Annotated in this window: 16 protein-coding genes and 2 pseudogenes; 10 read left to right on the top strand and 8 right to left on the bottom strand. The window is 73.5% G+C overall.

Annotated elements, in window-relative coordinates; translation table 11 throughout:
* Window positions 1–14: 14 nt before the first annotated feature.
* Together Aiant_RS01970 and Aiant_RS01965 are read left to right on the top strand one after the other, a co-directional pair.
* Window positions 15–1001 carry an ArsR/SmtB family transcription factor gene (locus tag Aiant_RS01970; RefSeq protein WP_189335569.1) on the top strand — a complete coding sequence of 329 codons (987 nt, stop codon included), beginning with the start codon at window positions 15–17 and terminating at the stop codon, window positions 999–1001.
* A 271-nt stretch (window positions 1002–1272) separates the two neighbouring features.
* Window positions 1273–1569, top strand: coding sequence for a hypothetical protein (locus Aiant_RS01965; protein ID WP_189335570.1), 297 nt, complete (start codon window positions 1273–1275; stop codon window positions 1567–1569).
* On the opposite strand, the gene Aiant_RS01960 is transcribed toward Aiant_RS01965, so the two are convergent.
* Complete coding sequence (locus tag Aiant_RS01960) at window positions 1545–2528, bottom strand: serine hydrolase domain-containing protein (RefSeq protein WP_189335571.1); 984 nt, start codon at window positions 2526–2528, stop codon at window positions 1545–1547. The two genes, Aiant_RS01965 and Aiant_RS01960, sit on opposite strands and share 25 nt — an antisense overlap.
* 115 nt (window positions 2529–2643) lie before the next feature.
* Here Aiant_RS01960 and Aiant_RS01955 point away from each other — a divergent pair, with 115 nt between their 5' ends.
* Together Aiant_RS01955 and Aiant_RS01950 are read left to right on the top strand one after the other, a co-directional pair.
* Window positions 2644–3606 carry an RNA polymerase subunit sigma-70 gene (locus Aiant_RS01955; protein ID WP_189335572.1) on the top strand — a complete coding sequence of 321 codons (963 nt, stop codon included), beginning with the start codon at window positions 2644–2646 and terminating at the stop codon, window positions 3604–3606.
* Complete coding sequence (locus Aiant_RS01950) at window positions 3596–4285, top strand: SDR family oxidoreductase (RefSeq protein WP_212846912.1); 690 nt, start codon at window positions 3596–3598, stop codon at window positions 4283–4285. Before Aiant_RS01955 ends, Aiant_RS01950 begins: the two co-directional genes overlap by 11 nt.
* A gap of 123 nt (window positions 4286–4408) precedes the next feature.
* On the opposite strand, the gene Aiant_RS01945 is transcribed toward Aiant_RS01950, so the two are convergent.
* On the bottom strand, window positions 4409–5362 hold the full coding sequence (locus Aiant_RS01945) for a GlxA family transcriptional regulator (protein ID WP_189335574.1): 954 nt from the start codon (window positions 5360–5362) through the stop codon (window positions 4409–4411).
* Window positions 5363–5458: 96 nt separating this feature from the next.
* On the opposite strand from Aiant_RS01945, the pseudogene Aiant_RS46970 reads away from it, so the two are divergent.
* From Aiant_RS46970 to Aiant_RS01935, 3 genes and pseudogenes are all read left to right on the top strand, one after another.
* A pseudogene (locus Aiant_RS46970) lies at window positions 5459–5644 on the top strand (hypothetical protein); the annotation flags it as partial.
* Between the two features lie 123 nt (window positions 5645–5767).
* Window positions 5768–6169, top strand: a pseudogene (locus Aiant_RS46830) (hypothetical protein); the annotation flags it as partial.
* A gap of 281 nt (window positions 6170–6450) precedes the next feature.
* Window positions 6451–7248, top strand: a complete 798-nt coding sequence (locus Aiant_RS01935) for a hypothetical protein (protein WP_189335576.1) — start codon at window positions 6451–6453, stop codon at window positions 7246–7248.
* An 805-nt stretch (window positions 7249–8053) separates the two neighbouring features.
* On the opposite strand, the gene surE is transcribed toward Aiant_RS01935, so the two are convergent.
* The 4 genes from surE to Aiant_RS01915 are packed head-to-tail and all read right to left on the bottom strand — an operon-like array spanning window position 8054 to window position 10844.
* Window positions 8054–8929, bottom strand: a complete 876-nt coding sequence (surE, locus tag Aiant_RS01930; protein ID WP_189335577.1) for a 5'/3'-nucleotidase SurE — start codon at window positions 8927–8929, stop codon at window positions 8054–8056.
* Window positions 8929–9147, bottom strand: coding sequence for a hypothetical protein (locus Aiant_RS01925; protein ID WP_212846910.1), 219 nt, complete (start codon window positions 9145–9147; stop codon window positions 8929–8931). The genes surE and Aiant_RS01925 overlap by 1 nt, the downstream gene beginning before the upstream one ends.
* Before the next feature lie 12 nt (window positions 9148–9159).
* Complete coding sequence (locus Aiant_RS01920; protein ID WP_212846908.1) at window positions 9160–9621, bottom strand: alpha/beta fold hydrolase; 462 nt, start codon at window positions 9619–9621, stop codon at window positions 9160–9162.
* A gap of 17 nt (window positions 9622–9638) precedes the next feature.
* A complete protein-coding gene (locus tag Aiant_RS01915) occupies window positions 9639–10844 on the bottom strand; it encodes an MFS transporter (protein WP_189335578.1) in 1206 nt (401 codons plus the stop codon).
* A 113-nt stretch (window positions 10845–10957) separates the two neighbouring features.
* On the opposite strand from Aiant_RS01915, the gene Aiant_RS01910 reads away from it, so the two are divergent.
* From Aiant_RS01910 to Aiant_RS01900, 3 genes are read left to right on the top strand one after another with little or no spacing between them, the layout of a single operon-like run.
* Window positions 10958–11956 (top strand): LacI family DNA-binding transcriptional regulator, encoded by a 999-nt coding sequence (locus tag Aiant_RS01910; protein ID WP_189335579.1) that lies wholly within the window; start codon window positions 10958–10960, stop codon window positions 11954–11956.
* A gap of 40 nt (window positions 11957–11996) precedes the next feature.
* On the top strand, window positions 11997–12257 hold the full coding sequence (locus Aiant_RS01905; protein ID WP_189335580.1) for a BatC protein: 261 nt from the start codon (window positions 11997–11999) through the stop codon (window positions 12255–12257).
* Complete coding sequence (locus tag Aiant_RS01900; RefSeq protein WP_189335581.1) at window positions 12257–13468, top strand: cupin domain-containing protein; 1212 nt, start codon at window positions 12257–12259, stop codon at window positions 13466–13468. The genes Aiant_RS01905 and Aiant_RS01900 overlap by 1 nt, the downstream gene beginning before the upstream one ends.
* On the opposite strand, the gene Aiant_RS01895 is transcribed toward Aiant_RS01900, so the two are convergent.
* Both Aiant_RS01895 and Aiant_RS01890 read right to left on the bottom strand, forming a co-directional pair.
* Entirely contained in the window at window positions 13437–14276 is an 840-nt protein-coding gene (locus Aiant_RS01895; protein WP_189335582.1) for a hypothetical protein, read from the bottom strand. The two genes, Aiant_RS01900 and Aiant_RS01895, sit on opposite strands and share 32 nt — an antisense overlap.
* Before the next feature lie 24 nt (window positions 14277–14300).
* Window positions 14301–14717 (bottom strand): hypothetical protein, encoded by a 417-nt coding sequence (locus Aiant_RS01890; protein ID WP_189335583.1) that lies wholly within the window; start codon window positions 14715–14717, stop codon window positions 14301–14303.
* Between the last annotated feature and the right edge of the window lie 37 nt (window positions 14718–14754).

Genomic DNA, 14754 nt, shown 5'->3' with positions numbered 1-14754 from the left:
ACTAGGCTTTCGATGTGGATCGAAAGGTTGTCGAGTTCCGGCTGGATCCGGCCGACGTCTCCGCGGTCCGCTTCGGCATCTCCCCGGGGTACGAGCTCGTGCACGCGGTCCGGGTGGTGCTGCGGCCCCAGGTCGCGCCACTGCACTGGGGCTGGTTCCGCACCCTGCGGGACGAGCCGGCGAGCGAGGCGTTCCGGCTGCTGGCGATGATCAGCGGTGTCGACGGCTACCTTCCCGACTTCCTCACCTCCGCGCCGTCCGGTGACATGACGCCCGAGGATGAGCTGGACCGGCTGCGCCGCGTCCCGGACGACCTGCTGCGATCCGACCTGGACAAGATGGTGCTGCGTTCCAGCGGCGCCCGGCAGCAGGCGATCCGCGAGCTGATCGCGAACCCGGCCCGGGCCCGGGCCGCGATCGCCGACGCCTGGCAGGAGGTCTGGTCGACGCTGCTGGCGCCGGTCTGGCCGCAGATGCTCCGCCTGCTGCGCGCCGACATCGCGGTCCGGGCCCGGCGCATCAGCGACGCCGGGCTCGCGGAGATGGCGGCCACCCTGCACGCGTCCGTCACCTGGCTCGACCACGCCGTCCGGGTGGAACTGCCGCACTATGCGAACACGATCGACTGCGGCGGCACCGGGCTGGTGCTGGTGCCCTCGGTGATGGCCACCCACCGGTGCTTCGTGCTGGACGAGGCGCCCACCCAGCCGACGGTCTTCTATCCGGCACACGGCATCTCGGAGACTTGGCACCGTCCGGTGTCGGACACCCTCGGAGCGCTCACCGCGCTGCTGGGTTCCGCTCGCGCGCGCCTGGTCGTCGAGCTCCAGCAGCCGTTGTCGACGTCGGAGTGCGCCGAGCTGACCGGCCTGGCGGCGTCCACGGCGTCGCACCACCTCACCGTGCTCCGCGATGCCGGCCTCGTCGACAGCAGGCGGGCCGGCACCCGGGTCCTGCACACCCGCACACCCCTGGGCGAGGCGCTGGCGGCCGGGCACTGACCGCCCGCCGCCCCCGCCGCGGAGTTCTCGTCGACCGGCGGCGACGGCCTGCTGGTCACGGCCCGCTCCGTGGGCGTGCGGAGGACTCGTTGCCGATGACGGCGGCCGGGAGAAGCACCGTGATCGTCGTCAGCGCCGGCTGGACCCTCATCTGCCTGGCCGGGGCTCATCTGACCCTGCGCCGGTGTCATCGACACCAGTGGCTGAGAGGAGCGGATCCGGCGCGCGGGCTTGTGGCGAGGCGGCCGGACCGGTGCGCTACGGTCGTGGCATGCGTGTTCCTACCGCTGTGATCACCGCGGGCTCCCTCATCGGTGGCTGGCAGCTCGCCCGGCGGACCGGCATCCGGCCGCTCGGGGGTGTCGTCCTCGCGGCCGGCGGCGTGCTGGCCGGGCGCGAGTGGGCGCGGCGCACCAGCCCGGCGGTGACCGGGGCGCTGGTGGCGACCTATGTGGGGGCGTTCGGCCTGTCCCACCCGCTCGCCAAGAGGATCGGCGCCTGGCCGTCGGTGCTCGCGGTCTCGGCCGCCACCGCCGCGGCGTCCTACGTGGCCGCCGACCGCCGCTGACCGGCTGACGTCTCGCCGCGGGCGATCAGGTCGTCGATCACACTGTCGGCGAGCCGTTTGGTGCGTGCCTCCGCATGATCCAGCGCGATCACCACCATCGCGGCACGCTGCGCGGGCAACCGGGCGATCTCGGCGCTCAGGCCGGCCCACACGCCGCCGTGGCGGTGCAGCGGAAAACCGGCCCTGGTCAGCACGTCGACACCCCAGCCGTAGGGGAGGGGCGGGCCGTCGTCGAGCCGCCCCGCGGTGTGCAGCAGGCCGGAGACGCCCAGCTCGTCGGCGGCCAGCGCCTCGTTCCAGCGCATCAGGTCGGCCGCCGTCGACCAGACACCGCAGTCGCCCAGTGACAGCGGCGCCGGGGAGCCCAGCTCGGTCGGCGTGGTGCCGGGCGGGAACGGCTCCGGGCCGGGCCAGTATCCGGTGGCGGCCATGCCCAGCGGCTCGAACAGGCGCGAACGCGCGAAATCGGGGAACGGCTCGCTGGCGACACGTTCGACGATGACCGACAGGCACGCGTAACCGGGGTTGCGATAGCTGAACGCGGTTCCCGGGATGCTCTCCAGGGACTCGTGCCCGGCCAGCTCGGCCAGCATTCCGTGTACGGTCCGATCCCGGCCCGCCTTCTTGAGCGCGAAGAACTCGCCGGCCTCGGGCAGTCCGCCGGTGTGGTGGATCAGGTGCCGCACGCGGACGGTGGCCGCCCACGCCGGCAGCTCGGGAATCCATCTGGCCAGCGCCGACTCGACGTCGAGCTGGCCCTGCCGCACCAGCAGCGCCACGCACGCCGCGGTGATCTGCTTCGACACCGACGCGACGCAGGCCGTCGTGAACGGCTCGCCGTGGCTGACGTACACGGCCGGCGCGTCCCCGTGCCGCAGGCCGACCACGACCCGGTCGCCGTCGCCGTACCCCGCCGACTCGATGAGCGCGGTGGCGCGCTGGGCAAGGCCTCGATCCACCGGCAAAGTATCGGTATCGGCCGCGATCGAGTACATCGAATTACGGTACGGCTGGTGAGCGCCGGTGAGTTTCGGGTGCGCCGTGGGTCTGTATGGCGAGAGGAGGTGGTTCGCCATGGGATTCGCCGAGGTGGCCGCGCCGCTACGGCCGGAGATTCTCGCGCACTGCTACCGGATGCTCGGGTCGGCGGCCGACGCCGAGGACGCCGTGCAGGACGCGTACCTGCGGGCCTGGCGTGGCTTCGACCGCTTCGAGGGCCGGTCGTCGCTGCGCACCTGGCTGTACCAGATCGCCACCAACGTCTGCCTGCGCCTGGCCGACCAGCGCGGCCGCCGGGCGCTCCCGGCCGGCCTCGGTGCCGCGGAAGCGGACTGGCAGGCGCGTGCGCGGCCGGCGCCCGCGGAAACCCGCTGGCTCAGCCCGCTGCCGGTCGACCCGGCCGACGAGGCCGGTGCGCGCCAGCAGATCCGGCTCGCGTTCGTCGCCGCCCTGCAGCACCTGCCCGCCAAGCAGCGGGCCGTGCTGATCCTGCGGGACGTCGCCGACCTGCCCGCCGACGAGGTCGCCGCCACCCTGGGCACCACCACGATCGCGGTCAACAGTGCCCTGCTGCGCGCCCGCGACCGCCTGCGCCGCCTGGCGCCCGACCCGGACGGGATGACCGAGCCGGACCACCCTCACCTGCAGAAACAACTGCTTCGGTACGTCGACGCGTTCGAGCGTGCCGACGTCGAAGCGCTCGCCGCGGTGCTCCGCGAGGACGTCACCCTGGAGATGCCGCCGCACGCCACGTGGTTCACCGGCCGCCGTCACGTGCTCGGTTTCCTCGCCACTCACGTGCTGCGCCGCCCCGGCCAGTTCACGATGCTCCCGGTGACGCCGACGGCGAACGGCCAGCCGACCTTCGCCATGTACGCCGACCGGGAGGCACACGCCCTGCACGTCCTGGAGATCGATCCCGGCGGAATCCGGAGCATCCACATCTTCCTGAATGCGGAGTTGTTCCCGATGTTCGGCCAGCCGGTGACTCTGGCACCGCCGCGGGATCTACTCGGGTATGACAGCGATGACAGGTAAGTCAGCAGTGGTGGTCGGCGGCAGCCGCGGCTTCGGTCTCGGGGTGGCCCGCGCCGCCCGGGAGGCCGGAGCGCGCGTCACGGTCGTCGCCCGGCATCCGGATTCCGCCGACGGCGTGGCGGGCGACGCGACCGACGAGGTGTTCGCCGAGAAGGTGCTCGCCGACACCCGGCCCGATCTGCTGGTGCTGACCGCGGGCGCGGCGCCGGAGATGCGGCCGCTGACCGAGCACTCGTGGGAGTCGTTCTCGGTCAACTGGCACCAGGACGTGCGGATGGCCTTCGTCTGGCTGCGGGCCGCCCTGCGCCTGCCGCTCCCCGCGGGCGCACGGGTCGTGGTGTTCGGCAGCGCGGCGGAGTTGCGCGGCTCGCCGTTGAGCGGTGGATATGCCGGCGCGAAGGCCACGGTCCGGCTGATCACCGGCTATGCGGCCGGCGAGGCACGAGACTCGGGGATCGGGGTGACGGCGGTGCTGCCGGTGCTCACTCCGGGGACGACGGTGGGGGAAACCGGCATCCGGGCCTATGCGCAGGCCGAAGGGATCTCCCGGGACGCGTTCGCCGCGAGGCTTACGGCGGCCCCGACCCCGGAGTCCGCCGGCGCGGCGGTGCTCGGCCTGCCGGCGACCGAGTTGGCGCCGGCCTACCTGCTTGACGCCGACGGGCTGCGGGCGCTTTAGCCCGGCCACGGCGACCGCCGGGCGGGCCGTGGGGTGGGCTGGGCGTCGCGGGGAGCCACGGGACCTGATCGGTGCGGTTGGGGCGGGCGCAGAGCGTAACGAAATCGGGTCCTCGAACGGCCTCTACTTCCGGTAGGAGACGCGGAAGGTCGCGCGGTAGCTCTGCGGGCTGGCGCCGACGACGCGTTTGAAGCGGTCACGGAAGGCCGTGGGTGATCCGAATCCGACACGGCCGGCGATCTGTTCGACCGGCTCGTCGGTCGCCTCCAGGAGGTGCTGGGCGCGGCGGATCCGGGCGCGCAGCAGCCATTGCAGCGGGGTCGTCCCGGTCTGCTCGCGGAACCGCCGGTTCAGCGTCCGGACGCTCATCCCGCCCCGCGCCGCGATGGCACCGAGGGTGAGATCGACGTCGGTGTTCTCCTGCATCCACCGGAGCAGCGGCTCGAGCGCCGAACCGCGGGGCGTGGGCGGCTGCTCCGGCACGATGAACTGCGCCTGCCCACCCTCCCGCTCCAGCGGCATCACCGACAGCCGGGCCGCGTCCGCCGCCACCGCCGACCCATGGTCCCGCCTGATCAGATGCAGGCACAGATCCAGCCCGGCCGCCGCGCCCGCCGACGTCAGGAACTGCCCGTTGTCCACATAGAGCACGCCGGGATCCACCTCGACCTGCGGATACTTCGCGGCCAGCAGCGACGCGGCGAGCCAATGGGTCGTCGCCCGCAGCCCGTCCAGCAGTCCCGTCTCGGCCAGGATGAAGGCCCCGGCGCAGATCGACGCGATCCGCGCACCGCCCGCCGCCGCCTTGCGGAGACAGGTCAACACCCTTTCCGGTACGACGACCGCACCGTCCGCACACCCGGGCAGGATGATCGTGTCCGCGTCGAGCAGGGTCTCCAGCCCCCAGGGCGCCTGCAGCGTGAACGCTCCGGCATCCACCGTCCCGGCCGTGGAGCAGACCCGCACCTCGTAGGGCGCGCTCCCGTCCGCGAGCCGCACCCGGCTGAACACCTCGAGCGGCGTGGCCAGGTCGAACGGGATCACCCGGTCCAGCGCCAGCACGGCGACGATGTGCATGCCGGTCACCCTACTTCCCAGGTTGGCCAGAACCCGTCGGCGGGCGGCAATCCAGCCAGTTCTCCGGCGCTCGCCGCTTGACTACCGTCCCCAACCGTGACAAAGCTCCTGCTCAGCCTGCACGTCCTGGCCGCCGTCCTGACCGTCGGCCCGATAGCCGTAGCCGCCAGCATGTTCCCGGCCCTCGCCCGCCGCACCCTCGCCGGTGACCGCCCCGGCGCCGCTTCTCCCGGTCCTGCCGCCGATCGCACCATCAGCACCTCTGCCCCCGGTCCTGCCTCCGACAGTGCTGCCGTCGGTCCCGCCGTCGACAATGCTGCCGTCGGTCCTGCCGCCGACAGTTCTGCCGTCGGTCCTGCCGCCGACAGTTCTGCCGTCGGTCCTGCCGCCGACAGTTCTGCCTTCGGTCCCGCCGCCGACAATGCTGCCGTCGGTCCCGCCGCCGTTGCCGCCGTCGATCGTCCGGCCGGTGCTTCCGCGCTGTCGGTGTTGCACCGGATCTGCCGCGTCTACGCCGTGCTCGGCGTGGCCGTCCCGGTCTTCGGCCTGGCCACCGCCGGCAGCCTCGGCGTCCTTGGCGATCCGTGGCTGCTCACCTCGATCGCCCTCACCGCGCTCGCCGCCGCCGTCCTGGCCTTGCTGATCCTTCCCGGTCAGCGACGGCTCCTCGCGGCCGATTCCCCGGCCGATCACGACCACCGGCCGGTGCTCGCCAGACTCGGCATGCTCACCGGAGTCTTCAATCTGCTGTGGGCCGTAGTCGTCATCCTGATGATCGTCCGCCCCGGCTCCACGACGGGCGCCTGACCGTGCCCCTGCCGTGCCGAGTTCCAAGCCGATCCGCGGCTGTGCCTACCCGTTCGTAGTAGTCATGACCGCCACGAACGCCGCCGCGTGCCGGGATGCGCGCCTGCTGGCCGACCGGATTCGGCGGCCTGCTGGCCCGCCGCGGGCTTCCAAGATCGTCTAGATTCTGGCGGCATGAACGCCGCTGGCAACACGGGCCCGAGGCCGCGACAAGCGTTGCGGACCACGACGATCCACAACGCGACGACCCGCTGCCCCGCGGTCCGGAGCAGCGTGACTCGGTGGGCGTGAGTCGAGGGGTGCGCATCGCGGCGGCGGTGATCTGTGCCCTGCTGGCCGCGATCGCCGGGGCCACGGCGGGGTCGTGGCTCGGCGGCCTCGAGCCTGGTCCGCTCCCGGGCAACGGCGCCGCCCTGCTGATGGCGGAGGAGATCGTCCCGGACATTCCCGCCGGTGCGGAGATCGACCGCCGTGACTTCCGCTTCGGATCCCGCCTCGACGACGACGAGTCCGGCCCCGGCTTCGTGGAGATCTACTACGCGCCGGAGGAGTCCACCGACGCCGCGATCGATGCCGACGCGACGACCGATGCCGCCGCGACCGATGCAGACGCCGCGACCGATGCCGACGCGACGACCGATGCTGACGCGGCGGGCGAGCCCGACTGCCGTGACGACCAGGATGCTCGTGTCAACGCCGCCGCCCATGGCTGGTCCGGCTTCACCGATGCTGGCGGTCTCCACTGTGAAAGCTGGAACGCCTGGCGCGACGACCTGGTGGTCACCTACGACGGCGACAGCTCGACGATCACCTTCTACCGCTCGACCACCGCGTCCAGCGTCGGCGCCCTGCTCGGGGCCATGTCGGCGGCCGCCCTCGGCGCCGCCGCGGGCGCGTTCCTGGCTCGCCGCCCCTGGGCGGTCATCGGGATCGTGAGCGTCCCCGCCCTACCCCTCGTCCCGTTCACGATCCTCGTGCTCTATGTCATGGCCTTCTCCGCCGGCGAGGGCCCGTTCCCAGAATTCTGGACCCTCTGGCCCATCCTGTTCCGCGCCTTCACCTACGGCATATTTCCTTAGCCAACCCGCCTCCCGCCCGAACCGTCCGCGCCGCCGGAACCGTCCGCGCCGCCCGGTCGCCGCGCTTGCCCGCCCGCACAGGGCCACGAGGCCCAGCCCGGAACTCGGTCCGGGCCTCGCGGTCCTATGCCGTGCCGGCAGGACCGTGGGAGCAAGCTGAGCTTCGAGGCGCGGGCGGTGGTGAGTGGGCCGGAGCGTCGGACGTGTCGAGCGGGGTGCGGTTCGGAGTGGGCCGGAACATCGGTGTGTCGAGCCGATCGCTGGGCGCGATGAGAGCCAGCGGGGGCATCGCGTAAGTCGAGCGGACCCCTGGGCGCGATGCGGTCCGGGGTAGGGCGCAGCGTCGCGGCGCCGAGCGGACCCGCATGACACGCGCTGCGGTCCGGGGTGGGGCGCAGCGTCGCGGCGCCGAGCGGACCCGCATGACACGCGCTGCGGTCCGGGGTGGGGCGCAGCGTCGCGGCGCCGAGCGGACCCGCATGACACGCGCTGCGGTCCGGGGTGGGGCGCAGCGTCGCGGCGCCGAGCGGACCCGCATGACACGCGCTGCGGTCCGGGGTGGGGCGCAGCGTCGCGGCGCCGAGCGGACCCGCATGACACGCGCTGCGGTCCGGGGTGGGGCGCAGCGTCGCGGCGCCGAGCGGACCCGCACGACACGCGCTGCGGTCCGGGGTGGGCCGCAGCATCGCGAGCCGACGGGCACGGGACGCCAAGTCGTACCGAAAAATGGTGTTGAGGCGGCCGCGGATCAGGGGGCCCTCCGGAGCGGTCCGGAGGGCCCCCGGTCAGGTGCCGTGACCGCCGGTCAGCTGTCCAGACCCGCCAGGATGCGGTCGCCGAGGTCGGTCCGGCCCGGCGAGGCATTCCAGTCCGCGTTGATCGGGGAGAGGGAGATCCGGTCCGCCAGCAGCGCGTGCAGGTCCGTGCCCCGGGCGGCCGCCGCGGTGTCGATCGCCACCGTGACCTTCCACTGGCCGGGGCCGTCCGGACGGTAGGTCGGGCGGAAGATCGGCTGGTGCGCCTGCCGGGTCAGCTCGATGCCGCGAGCGGGCCGGGAGCCGTCGCCGACCACCGGATAGTTGACGTTGAGACCGAGGCCGGTGGGCAGCAGTGGGCCGGAGCGGGATCGCAGGTGGTCGACCAGGCGGACGGTGAACGCGGCGGCCAAGGGCATCGCGCGCAGGGTCGGCTGCGGGTCGCCGCCCGGGTCGAGGTCGGTGGAGACGGCGATGGCCGGGATGCCGTAGTCGAGGGCGGTGATGGCGGCGCCCACCGTGCCGGAGTGGTTGGCGACGGCGGCTACGTTCGGGCCGAAGTTGGCGCCGGAGACGACCAGGTCCGGTGGTGCGGCGGCGAAGACCTGGTGCAGGCCGAACAGGACCGCTTCGCCCGGGGTGCCGTCGACCGCCCAGACCTTGGGCTCGGGCTGCCAGGCTTGGACGGCCGGGCCGTATCCCTGCTTGGTGCCGACGCCGCTGTTGTTCACGGCCGGGGCCACGATGGTGACGTCGTGACCGGCGGCGGTCAGGGCGGCGGCCACCGCGCGGATGCCCGGAGCGGTGTATCCGTCGTCGTCGGTCACCAGGATGCGCAGGCCGGCGGGCCGGGCCGCCTGGGCCGGAGCGGCGCCGGTGAGCGCCACCAGCAGGGACGCCGCGAGCGCGGCGGTGCGCGTGCGCATCAGAGCCAGCCCTGCATCGAGGTGAGGAAGCCGTCGAGGTCGTCGCGGTGGATGGTGTGCCCGGCGCCGTGCACGACCCGGACGGTCAGGCCGCCCTGCCGCATCTTCTCGATCGTCTCGGGCACGTTGCCGAAGCTCAGCTCTGCCACCTGCACCAGCGACGGCACCCGCGGGTCGGCCGGCGCCCCGATGGTGGTGACCGCGGTGACCGCGTCCACCGTGTTCTCGTCCTAGACGGCGAGGGTGGCCAGTTCGACGTCGACGTCGGCCGGATCCCAGTGCGGGTTGAAGTCGACGATCTGTTGCCGGGTCGCGGACTTGAACTTCTTGAACATCCGCGCGTCGACCGGCGCCCCGGCCTGCGCCGCGAGCCAGGCCGGATCGCTGTAGACCGCCCGCGCGCAGTCGAGCCGGTCCACCGCCAGCGCGAGCGCCACCGCGCCCAGTGAGTGCCCGACCGCCAGGTCGACGTGGCCGGACACGGTCTCCACCAGGTCGTCCGCCCACTCCTGCGGGCTGTACGAACCGCGCGGGCTCCCGCCGTGGCCGCGCAGGTCGACCGCGGTCACCCGGTACCCGAGTTCGGCGAGCCGGGGGCCGACCCGGTGCCAGGTCCGCGAGTCGGACATGATCCCGTGCACCAGGAGCGCGGTCTTCTCGCCGTCTCCCCAGGTACGTGTATTGAGCTGCATGGTGTCTCCTTCGTGGTTCAGCGGACGCTGCGGACGGGGATGATGGCGAGCGCGCCCAGCACGGAGAGCGCGCCGCCGATCAGGAAGAGTTCGCCGTAACCGGCCGCCGTCACGATCACCGAGGCGACGAACGGCGCGACGATCTGCGGACCGGCGTTGGCGATGTTCAGCACGCCGAGGTCGCGCGCGGCGTCCTCGGCCCGGGGGAGGACCAGGGTGACCAGGGCGGTGTCGACCGCCATGAAGCAGCCGAAGGCGAGGCCGTTCAGGCCGCCGAACAGCAGCATGCCGGTCCAGGTGGGGCTGACCAGCGGGATCAGCATGACGGCACCGGCCAGCACCGCCGAGACACCGATGAAGATTTTGCGGCGGTCGAGCCGGTCGGAGAGGACGCCGCCGGCGACGGTGGCGAGTGCCATCGCCCCCATCGAGATCGGGGTGAGCACGGCGACCGCCGCGGCCGGGGTCAGCCCGGCCAGCAGCCGGATGTGGTCGGTGAGGATGTAGAGCTGGTACGCGCTGACCGTGAAGTACCCGAGCACCAGCAGCGCCCGCCCGATGAAGGCCCAGCGGAAGTCGTGGTGCGCGAGGCAGGACAGGAAGACCCGGACCTGCTCGCCGAGGCCGGCCGCGGCGCGCGGCGGCTGCCGGCGCTCCCTGGTGAACAGGCTGAACACCAGCGCCGCGCCCGCCACGATCACGCCGAGCACGAGGTATCCGGTGCTCGGCGTGCCGATCGTGGCCGAGGCGATCGCCACCCCGATCGTGCCGCCGATCGGCACGCCGAGCCCGACGACGGCGGAGGCGACGCCCCGCCGCTGCGCCGGCACCCGGTCGGGCACCACCGCGGTGAGCGCGGCCTGGTAGACGTTCATCGCGGCCTGGCCCAGACACCAGCCGACGGTCACCAGCAGCACCGTGCCGGCGTGCCCGAGCAGGACGAAGACGGCCAGGGCGGCGAGCCCGCCGCCGAGGATCCACGGGTTGCGCCGGCCGGTGCGGTCGGAGAGCGCGCCGGCGATCGGGTTGAAGAGCGTGGCGAAGACGGCGCTGACGCCGGCGACCAGCCCGAGGCTGGTCACCTTGTGCGCCGGGTCGATGGCCGCCACCTGGGCGGGCACCAGCACGCCGCCGATGCCCAGGTAGACGGTGTACATGGCGACATTGCCGAGCAGCAGGTGCGGCAGCAGACCGCGCTCGGTGGAGGTTGTGGTGAGGCTCATGAGGTAGACCACCCATCGTGGTTACACGTGTAACGTTACTCGTGTAACGCAGTGTTTAACACGGCTTAACCCGGCCGCGCTAGAGGGGAATCGCCGTGACACGATGGCGGACGATGTCCGGATCCCCCCACCCCGCCCGCGCGACCAGCGCCGACGTCGCCCGCCTGGCCGGGGTGTCCCGCGCGACCGTCTCGTTCGTCCTCAACGACACCGAGCCCGGCCGGGTCAGCGACGCCACCCGGGCCAAGGTCCGGGCCGCCGCCGAGCAGCTGGGCTATGTCGGCCACGCCGCCGCCCGCGCCCTGCGCGCCGGGCGCAGCAACCTGGTGCTGATGCCGGCCACCCAGGCGGCGATCGGCCGGCTGGTCAGCGACTGGCTCGACGACCTGCAACAGGCGCTGCACGAGCACGGCTACACGCTGGTCCTGCACGGCGGCCGCGGCGCCGACCCGGTCGAGGTGGCACGGGTCTGGGCGGAGATGCGGCCCGCCGCGGTGCTCGCGCCCGGCCCCGGGCTCAGCCCGGCCGCCGTCGAGCTGCTGCACACGGCCGGGGTGCGTGCGGTCATCGCGACCGGCGGCGAGCCGGTGCCCGGCGCGCACACGGTGATCTTCCGGCAGGACGAGCTGGGCCGGCTCGCCGCCGCCCACCTGATCGAGCGGGGCCGCCGGCGCCTGGCCGTGCTGATGCCCCGGGAGCGCGGGCTCGACGTGTTCGCGGAGGAGCGGCTGGCCGGTGTGCGAGCGGCCGCGCAGGGCCGCGACGTCGAGGTGACACCCGTCCCGCTGGGCTACGACTGGGATGAGGCACTCGCGCTGGCCCGCTCCTGGCCGGGCCTCGACGGCGTCTTCGGCTACAACGACGAGTACGCGCTACTGCTGATCCGAGCCTTGCAGGAGGTGGGCCGTGCGGTGCCGGGGGAGGTGTCGGTGGCCGGCGCCGACGATCTGCTGCTGGCCCGGATCGCCCAGCCGGCGCTCACCTCGGTGCGCATCGAGCTGGGCGCCGCCACCGAGCTGGCCGCGCTGGTGCACCGGATGATCGAGGAGCCGGCCGAGCCCGGCGTGGTCGACACGATCCGCATGCACTTGATCATCCGCGACTCCACCTGAGGCCGGGATTAACGATGATCTCTCTGGGTACATGCGGGTCATGGGACTCAGTGATCAGGAAATCATCAGCTCCGACCCGGACGGCCTGAACGGCGAGGGCCCGGCCGACGGTGGCGCGAACCCGACCGGCCACGACGGCGGTGCTGACGGCGGCGCCGGCAAGGAGGGTCCCGCCGACGGCGGCGCCGACCCGGCCGCGGTCGACGGCGGCGCCGACGGTGGCGCCTCCGGCGAGGGCCCGGCCGACGGCGGCGCGAACCCGGCCGGTCACGACGGCGGCGCCGACGGCCCCGCTGCCTGATGACCGCTCTCGCCCAGGTCGTCGCCGTCGACCAGGACGAGTTCGCGGCCACCTACTGGGGGCGCCGTCCCCTGCTGTCCCGGGCCGCCGACCTCGGCGGCCCGGACGGTTTCGCCGCTTTGCTCTCGGCCGACGGCGTCGACGAACTGCTGAGCCGGCGCGGCCTGCGTACCCCGTTCCTGCGGGTGGCCCAGCACGGCAAGGTGCTTCCCGCCACTCGCTACACCGGCAGCGGCGGGGCCGGCGCCGAGATCGCCGACCAGGTCCACGACGAGCAGGTGATGCGTCTGTACGCCGGCGGCGCCACCCTGGTCCTCCAGGGACTGCACCGCCTCTGGCCGCCGATCGTCGACCTGGCCGACCGGCTCGGCGCGCAGCTGCGCCGCCCGCTGCAGGTGAACGCCTACCTGACCCCGCCGGCCAGCCAGGGCTTCGCCACCCACTACGACACCCATGACGTGTTCGTGCTCCAGGCCGAGGGCGAGAAACGCTGGTGCGTCCACCCGCCGGTGCTCCCCGACCCGCTGGAGCAGCAGCCGTGGGGCGGGCACGCCGACGAGGTCGCCGCCACCGCCGAGGGCGAACCGGCGCTGGACGTGGTGCTGCACCCGGGCGACGCGCTCTACCTGCCGCGCGGCTGGCTGCACTCGGCCCGCTCGCAGACCTCCCGGTCACTGCACCTGACCGTCGGCATCCGGGGCCTGACCAGGTACGCGCTGGTCGAGGAACTCCTGCTCGCCGCGGCCGCGGATCCGCGACTGCGGGCGGGGTTGGCGTACGGAACGGATCTGACCGACCCGGAGACCGTCGCCACCGAGCTCACCGCGACCATCGACGCGCTGCGGGCCTGGCTGCCGACCGCGGACCCGGCGATGATCGCCGGACGGCTGCGCGAGCGGACCTGGTCGCAGACCCGCCCCGCGCCGTTGCGCCCGCTCGCCCAGCACGACTTCGCCGCCGGGCTCACCCCGCTCGACGAGGTGGCCGTCCGGCCCGGTCTGCGCTGGACCCTGGAGCGCGCCGGTGACCAGGTGATCCTCCAGCTCACCGGGCGGCATCTGCGCCTGCCGGAGCGGTGTGCGGCGGCGCTGCGGCACGCGCTCGACGGGCGGGTGCACCGGGTCGGTGACCTGCCGCTGCCGGACGACGCGGACCGCTTGGTGCTGGCCCGCCGGCTGCTCACCGAGGGTGTGCTCGTCCCCGGTGGCTGAGGGCGGCCAGGAACGCGTCCAGCTCCGGGCCGTCCGGCACCGGGAACCGCAGCCTCGCCCCGGCGACCTGCACGGACACCAGGCACACCCCCCGGCGCCGCGGCTGTGCTCGCACCTCGGTCCCGGCGATCCGCGGCCGGGGCACGACCGTGACCACGACCGAGTAGTCGTCGCCGGAGGTGCCGAACCAGTCCCGGCGGTGGATCACCAGGACCTCCCGGCCGTCGCTCAGCGTGATCGAGGACCGCAGGCCGGGCCGCCGGGCGGTCGCCGTGACCAGCCGCAACTCGGGCTCCCGGGCGACGATCCGCCGATAGGCGTTGACCAGCCCGGTCTCCACCCCGCCCAGGTAGGGCCCGGCGGCGGCGCCGGGTGGCAGCGGCTCCGGACCGAACGGCAGGTAGCTTCCCCGCAGCATCCCGGCGAGCCGCTGCATCGGGGCCCGGGACGCTCCGTTGTAGGGGATGACCAGCATGCCCCCGTCCGCGGTGTGCAGGCCGAGCCGCCCGTCGAGCAGGCAGACGCTGTCCTCGATCGCGACGACGTGATCGAACGGCAGCCGCACCGCGTCGTAGCCGCCGTCGCGCCGGCTGAGCACCGCCAGCGTCTCCTCCTCGACCGCGATCAGGTGGTCGTAGAGGTCCATGTCCGGCCGGGCGTTGCGCCGGTCGAGGCTCCGCGGCACCTTCAGCACGAGGCGGCAGTCCTCCGGCTCGATCCCGGCGCCCCGGAACAGCGGTGGCACCTCATCCGGCCGGCAAACCTCTCGGACCCACGGCCCGAACCCGTCCCACTCGGCGCTGTCCATGCCCCATTCTGACGACTGCCCACATCAAGATCCCATTTCGGTACGCCCGCAGCCCGCTGATCCGCGCCGCCGGACGAGCCCGGTGCCGCGCGCGTACCGTGGCCGGGTCGCGGCGACACCGGCGACGGCCAGAGCGGTGGCGATCGTCGCGTCGAGCAGCGCGGCCGGCCGGTGCCGCGGGGACGCGACGGCGTACCAGAGATCGGTCGCCGCGTGCAGGACATCGACGACGGCCCCGCCCCGGGCAACCGGCGCGCCCGGCCACCCGGCGAGGACGGCCGCCTGGACGAGCTGCCGGGCGCCGAGCAACCGGGCGAGCCGGGTCAGGACCGGGCCGGGCACCGGGCGCCCACCGATGCGCAGCACGGACTCCGGGGTGAGCAGCAGGACACAGCCCCATCCGGCGCGGGCCGCGGCGGCGACGTGTGACGAGTTCGGCATGGCATCCCCGCTTACCACCCGGCGCCGGTCGCAAACC

Source organism: Actinoplanes ianthinogenes, from assembly GCF_018324205.1.
Lineage (GTDB): Bacteria > Actinomycetota > Actinomycetes > Mycobacteriales > Micromonosporaceae > Actinoplanes > Actinoplanes ianthinogenes.
Note: the sequence above shows the minus strand (reverse complement) of the source record. Positions and strands in the feature narration are given on the sequence as shown.

Bases quoted from the DNA above. Each gene is read 5' to 3' on its own strand.
- surE (WP_189335577.1), bottom strand. From the start codon at position 8,929: ATGCGCACGCGCACCGCCGCGCTCGCGGCGTCCCTGCTGGTGGCGCTC.
- Aiant_RS01920 (WP_212846908.1), bottom strand. From the start codon at position 9,621: ATGCAGCTCAATACACGTACCTGGGGAGACGGCGAGAAGACCGCGCTC.
- Aiant_RS01910 (WP_189335579.1), top strand. From the start codon at position 10,958: ATGTCCGGATCCCCCCACCCCGCCCGCGCGACCAGCGCCGACGTCGCC.
- Aiant_RS01905 (WP_189335580.1), top strand. From the start codon at position 11,997: ATGGGACTCAGTGATCAGGAAATCATCAGCTCCGACCCGGACGGCCTG.
- Aiant_RS01955 (WP_189335572.1), top strand. From the start codon at position 2,644: ATGGGATTCGCCGAGGTGGCCGCGCCGCTACGGCCGGAGATTCTCGCG.
- Aiant_RS01900 (WP_189335581.1), top strand. From the start codon at position 12,257: ATGACCGCTCTCGCCCAGGTCGTCGCCGTCGACCAGGACGAGTTCGCG.
- Aiant_RS01950 (WP_212846912.1), top strand. From the start codon at position 3,596: ATGACAGGTAAGTCAGCAGTGGTGGTCGGCGGCAGCCGCGGCTTCGGT.
- Aiant_RS01895 (WP_189335582.1), bottom strand. From the start codon at position 14,276: ATGGACAGCGCCGAGTGGGACGGGTTCGGGCCGTGGGTCCGAGAGGTT.
- Aiant_RS01945 (WP_189335574.1), bottom strand. From the start codon at position 5,362: ATGCACATCGTCGCCGTGCTGGCGCTGGACCGGGTGATCCCGTTCGAC.
- Aiant_RS01890 (WP_189335583.1), bottom strand. From the start codon at position 14,717: ATGCCGAACTCGTCACACGTCGCCGCCGCGGCCCGCGCCGGATGGGGC.
- Aiant_RS01965 (WP_189335570.1), top strand. From the start codon at position 1,273: ATGCGTGTTCCTACCGCTGTGATCACCGCGGGCTCCCTCATCGGTGGC.
- Aiant_RS01915 (WP_189335578.1), bottom strand. From the start codon at position 10,844: ATGAGCCTCACCACAACCTCCACCGAGCGCGGTCTGCTGCCGCACCTG.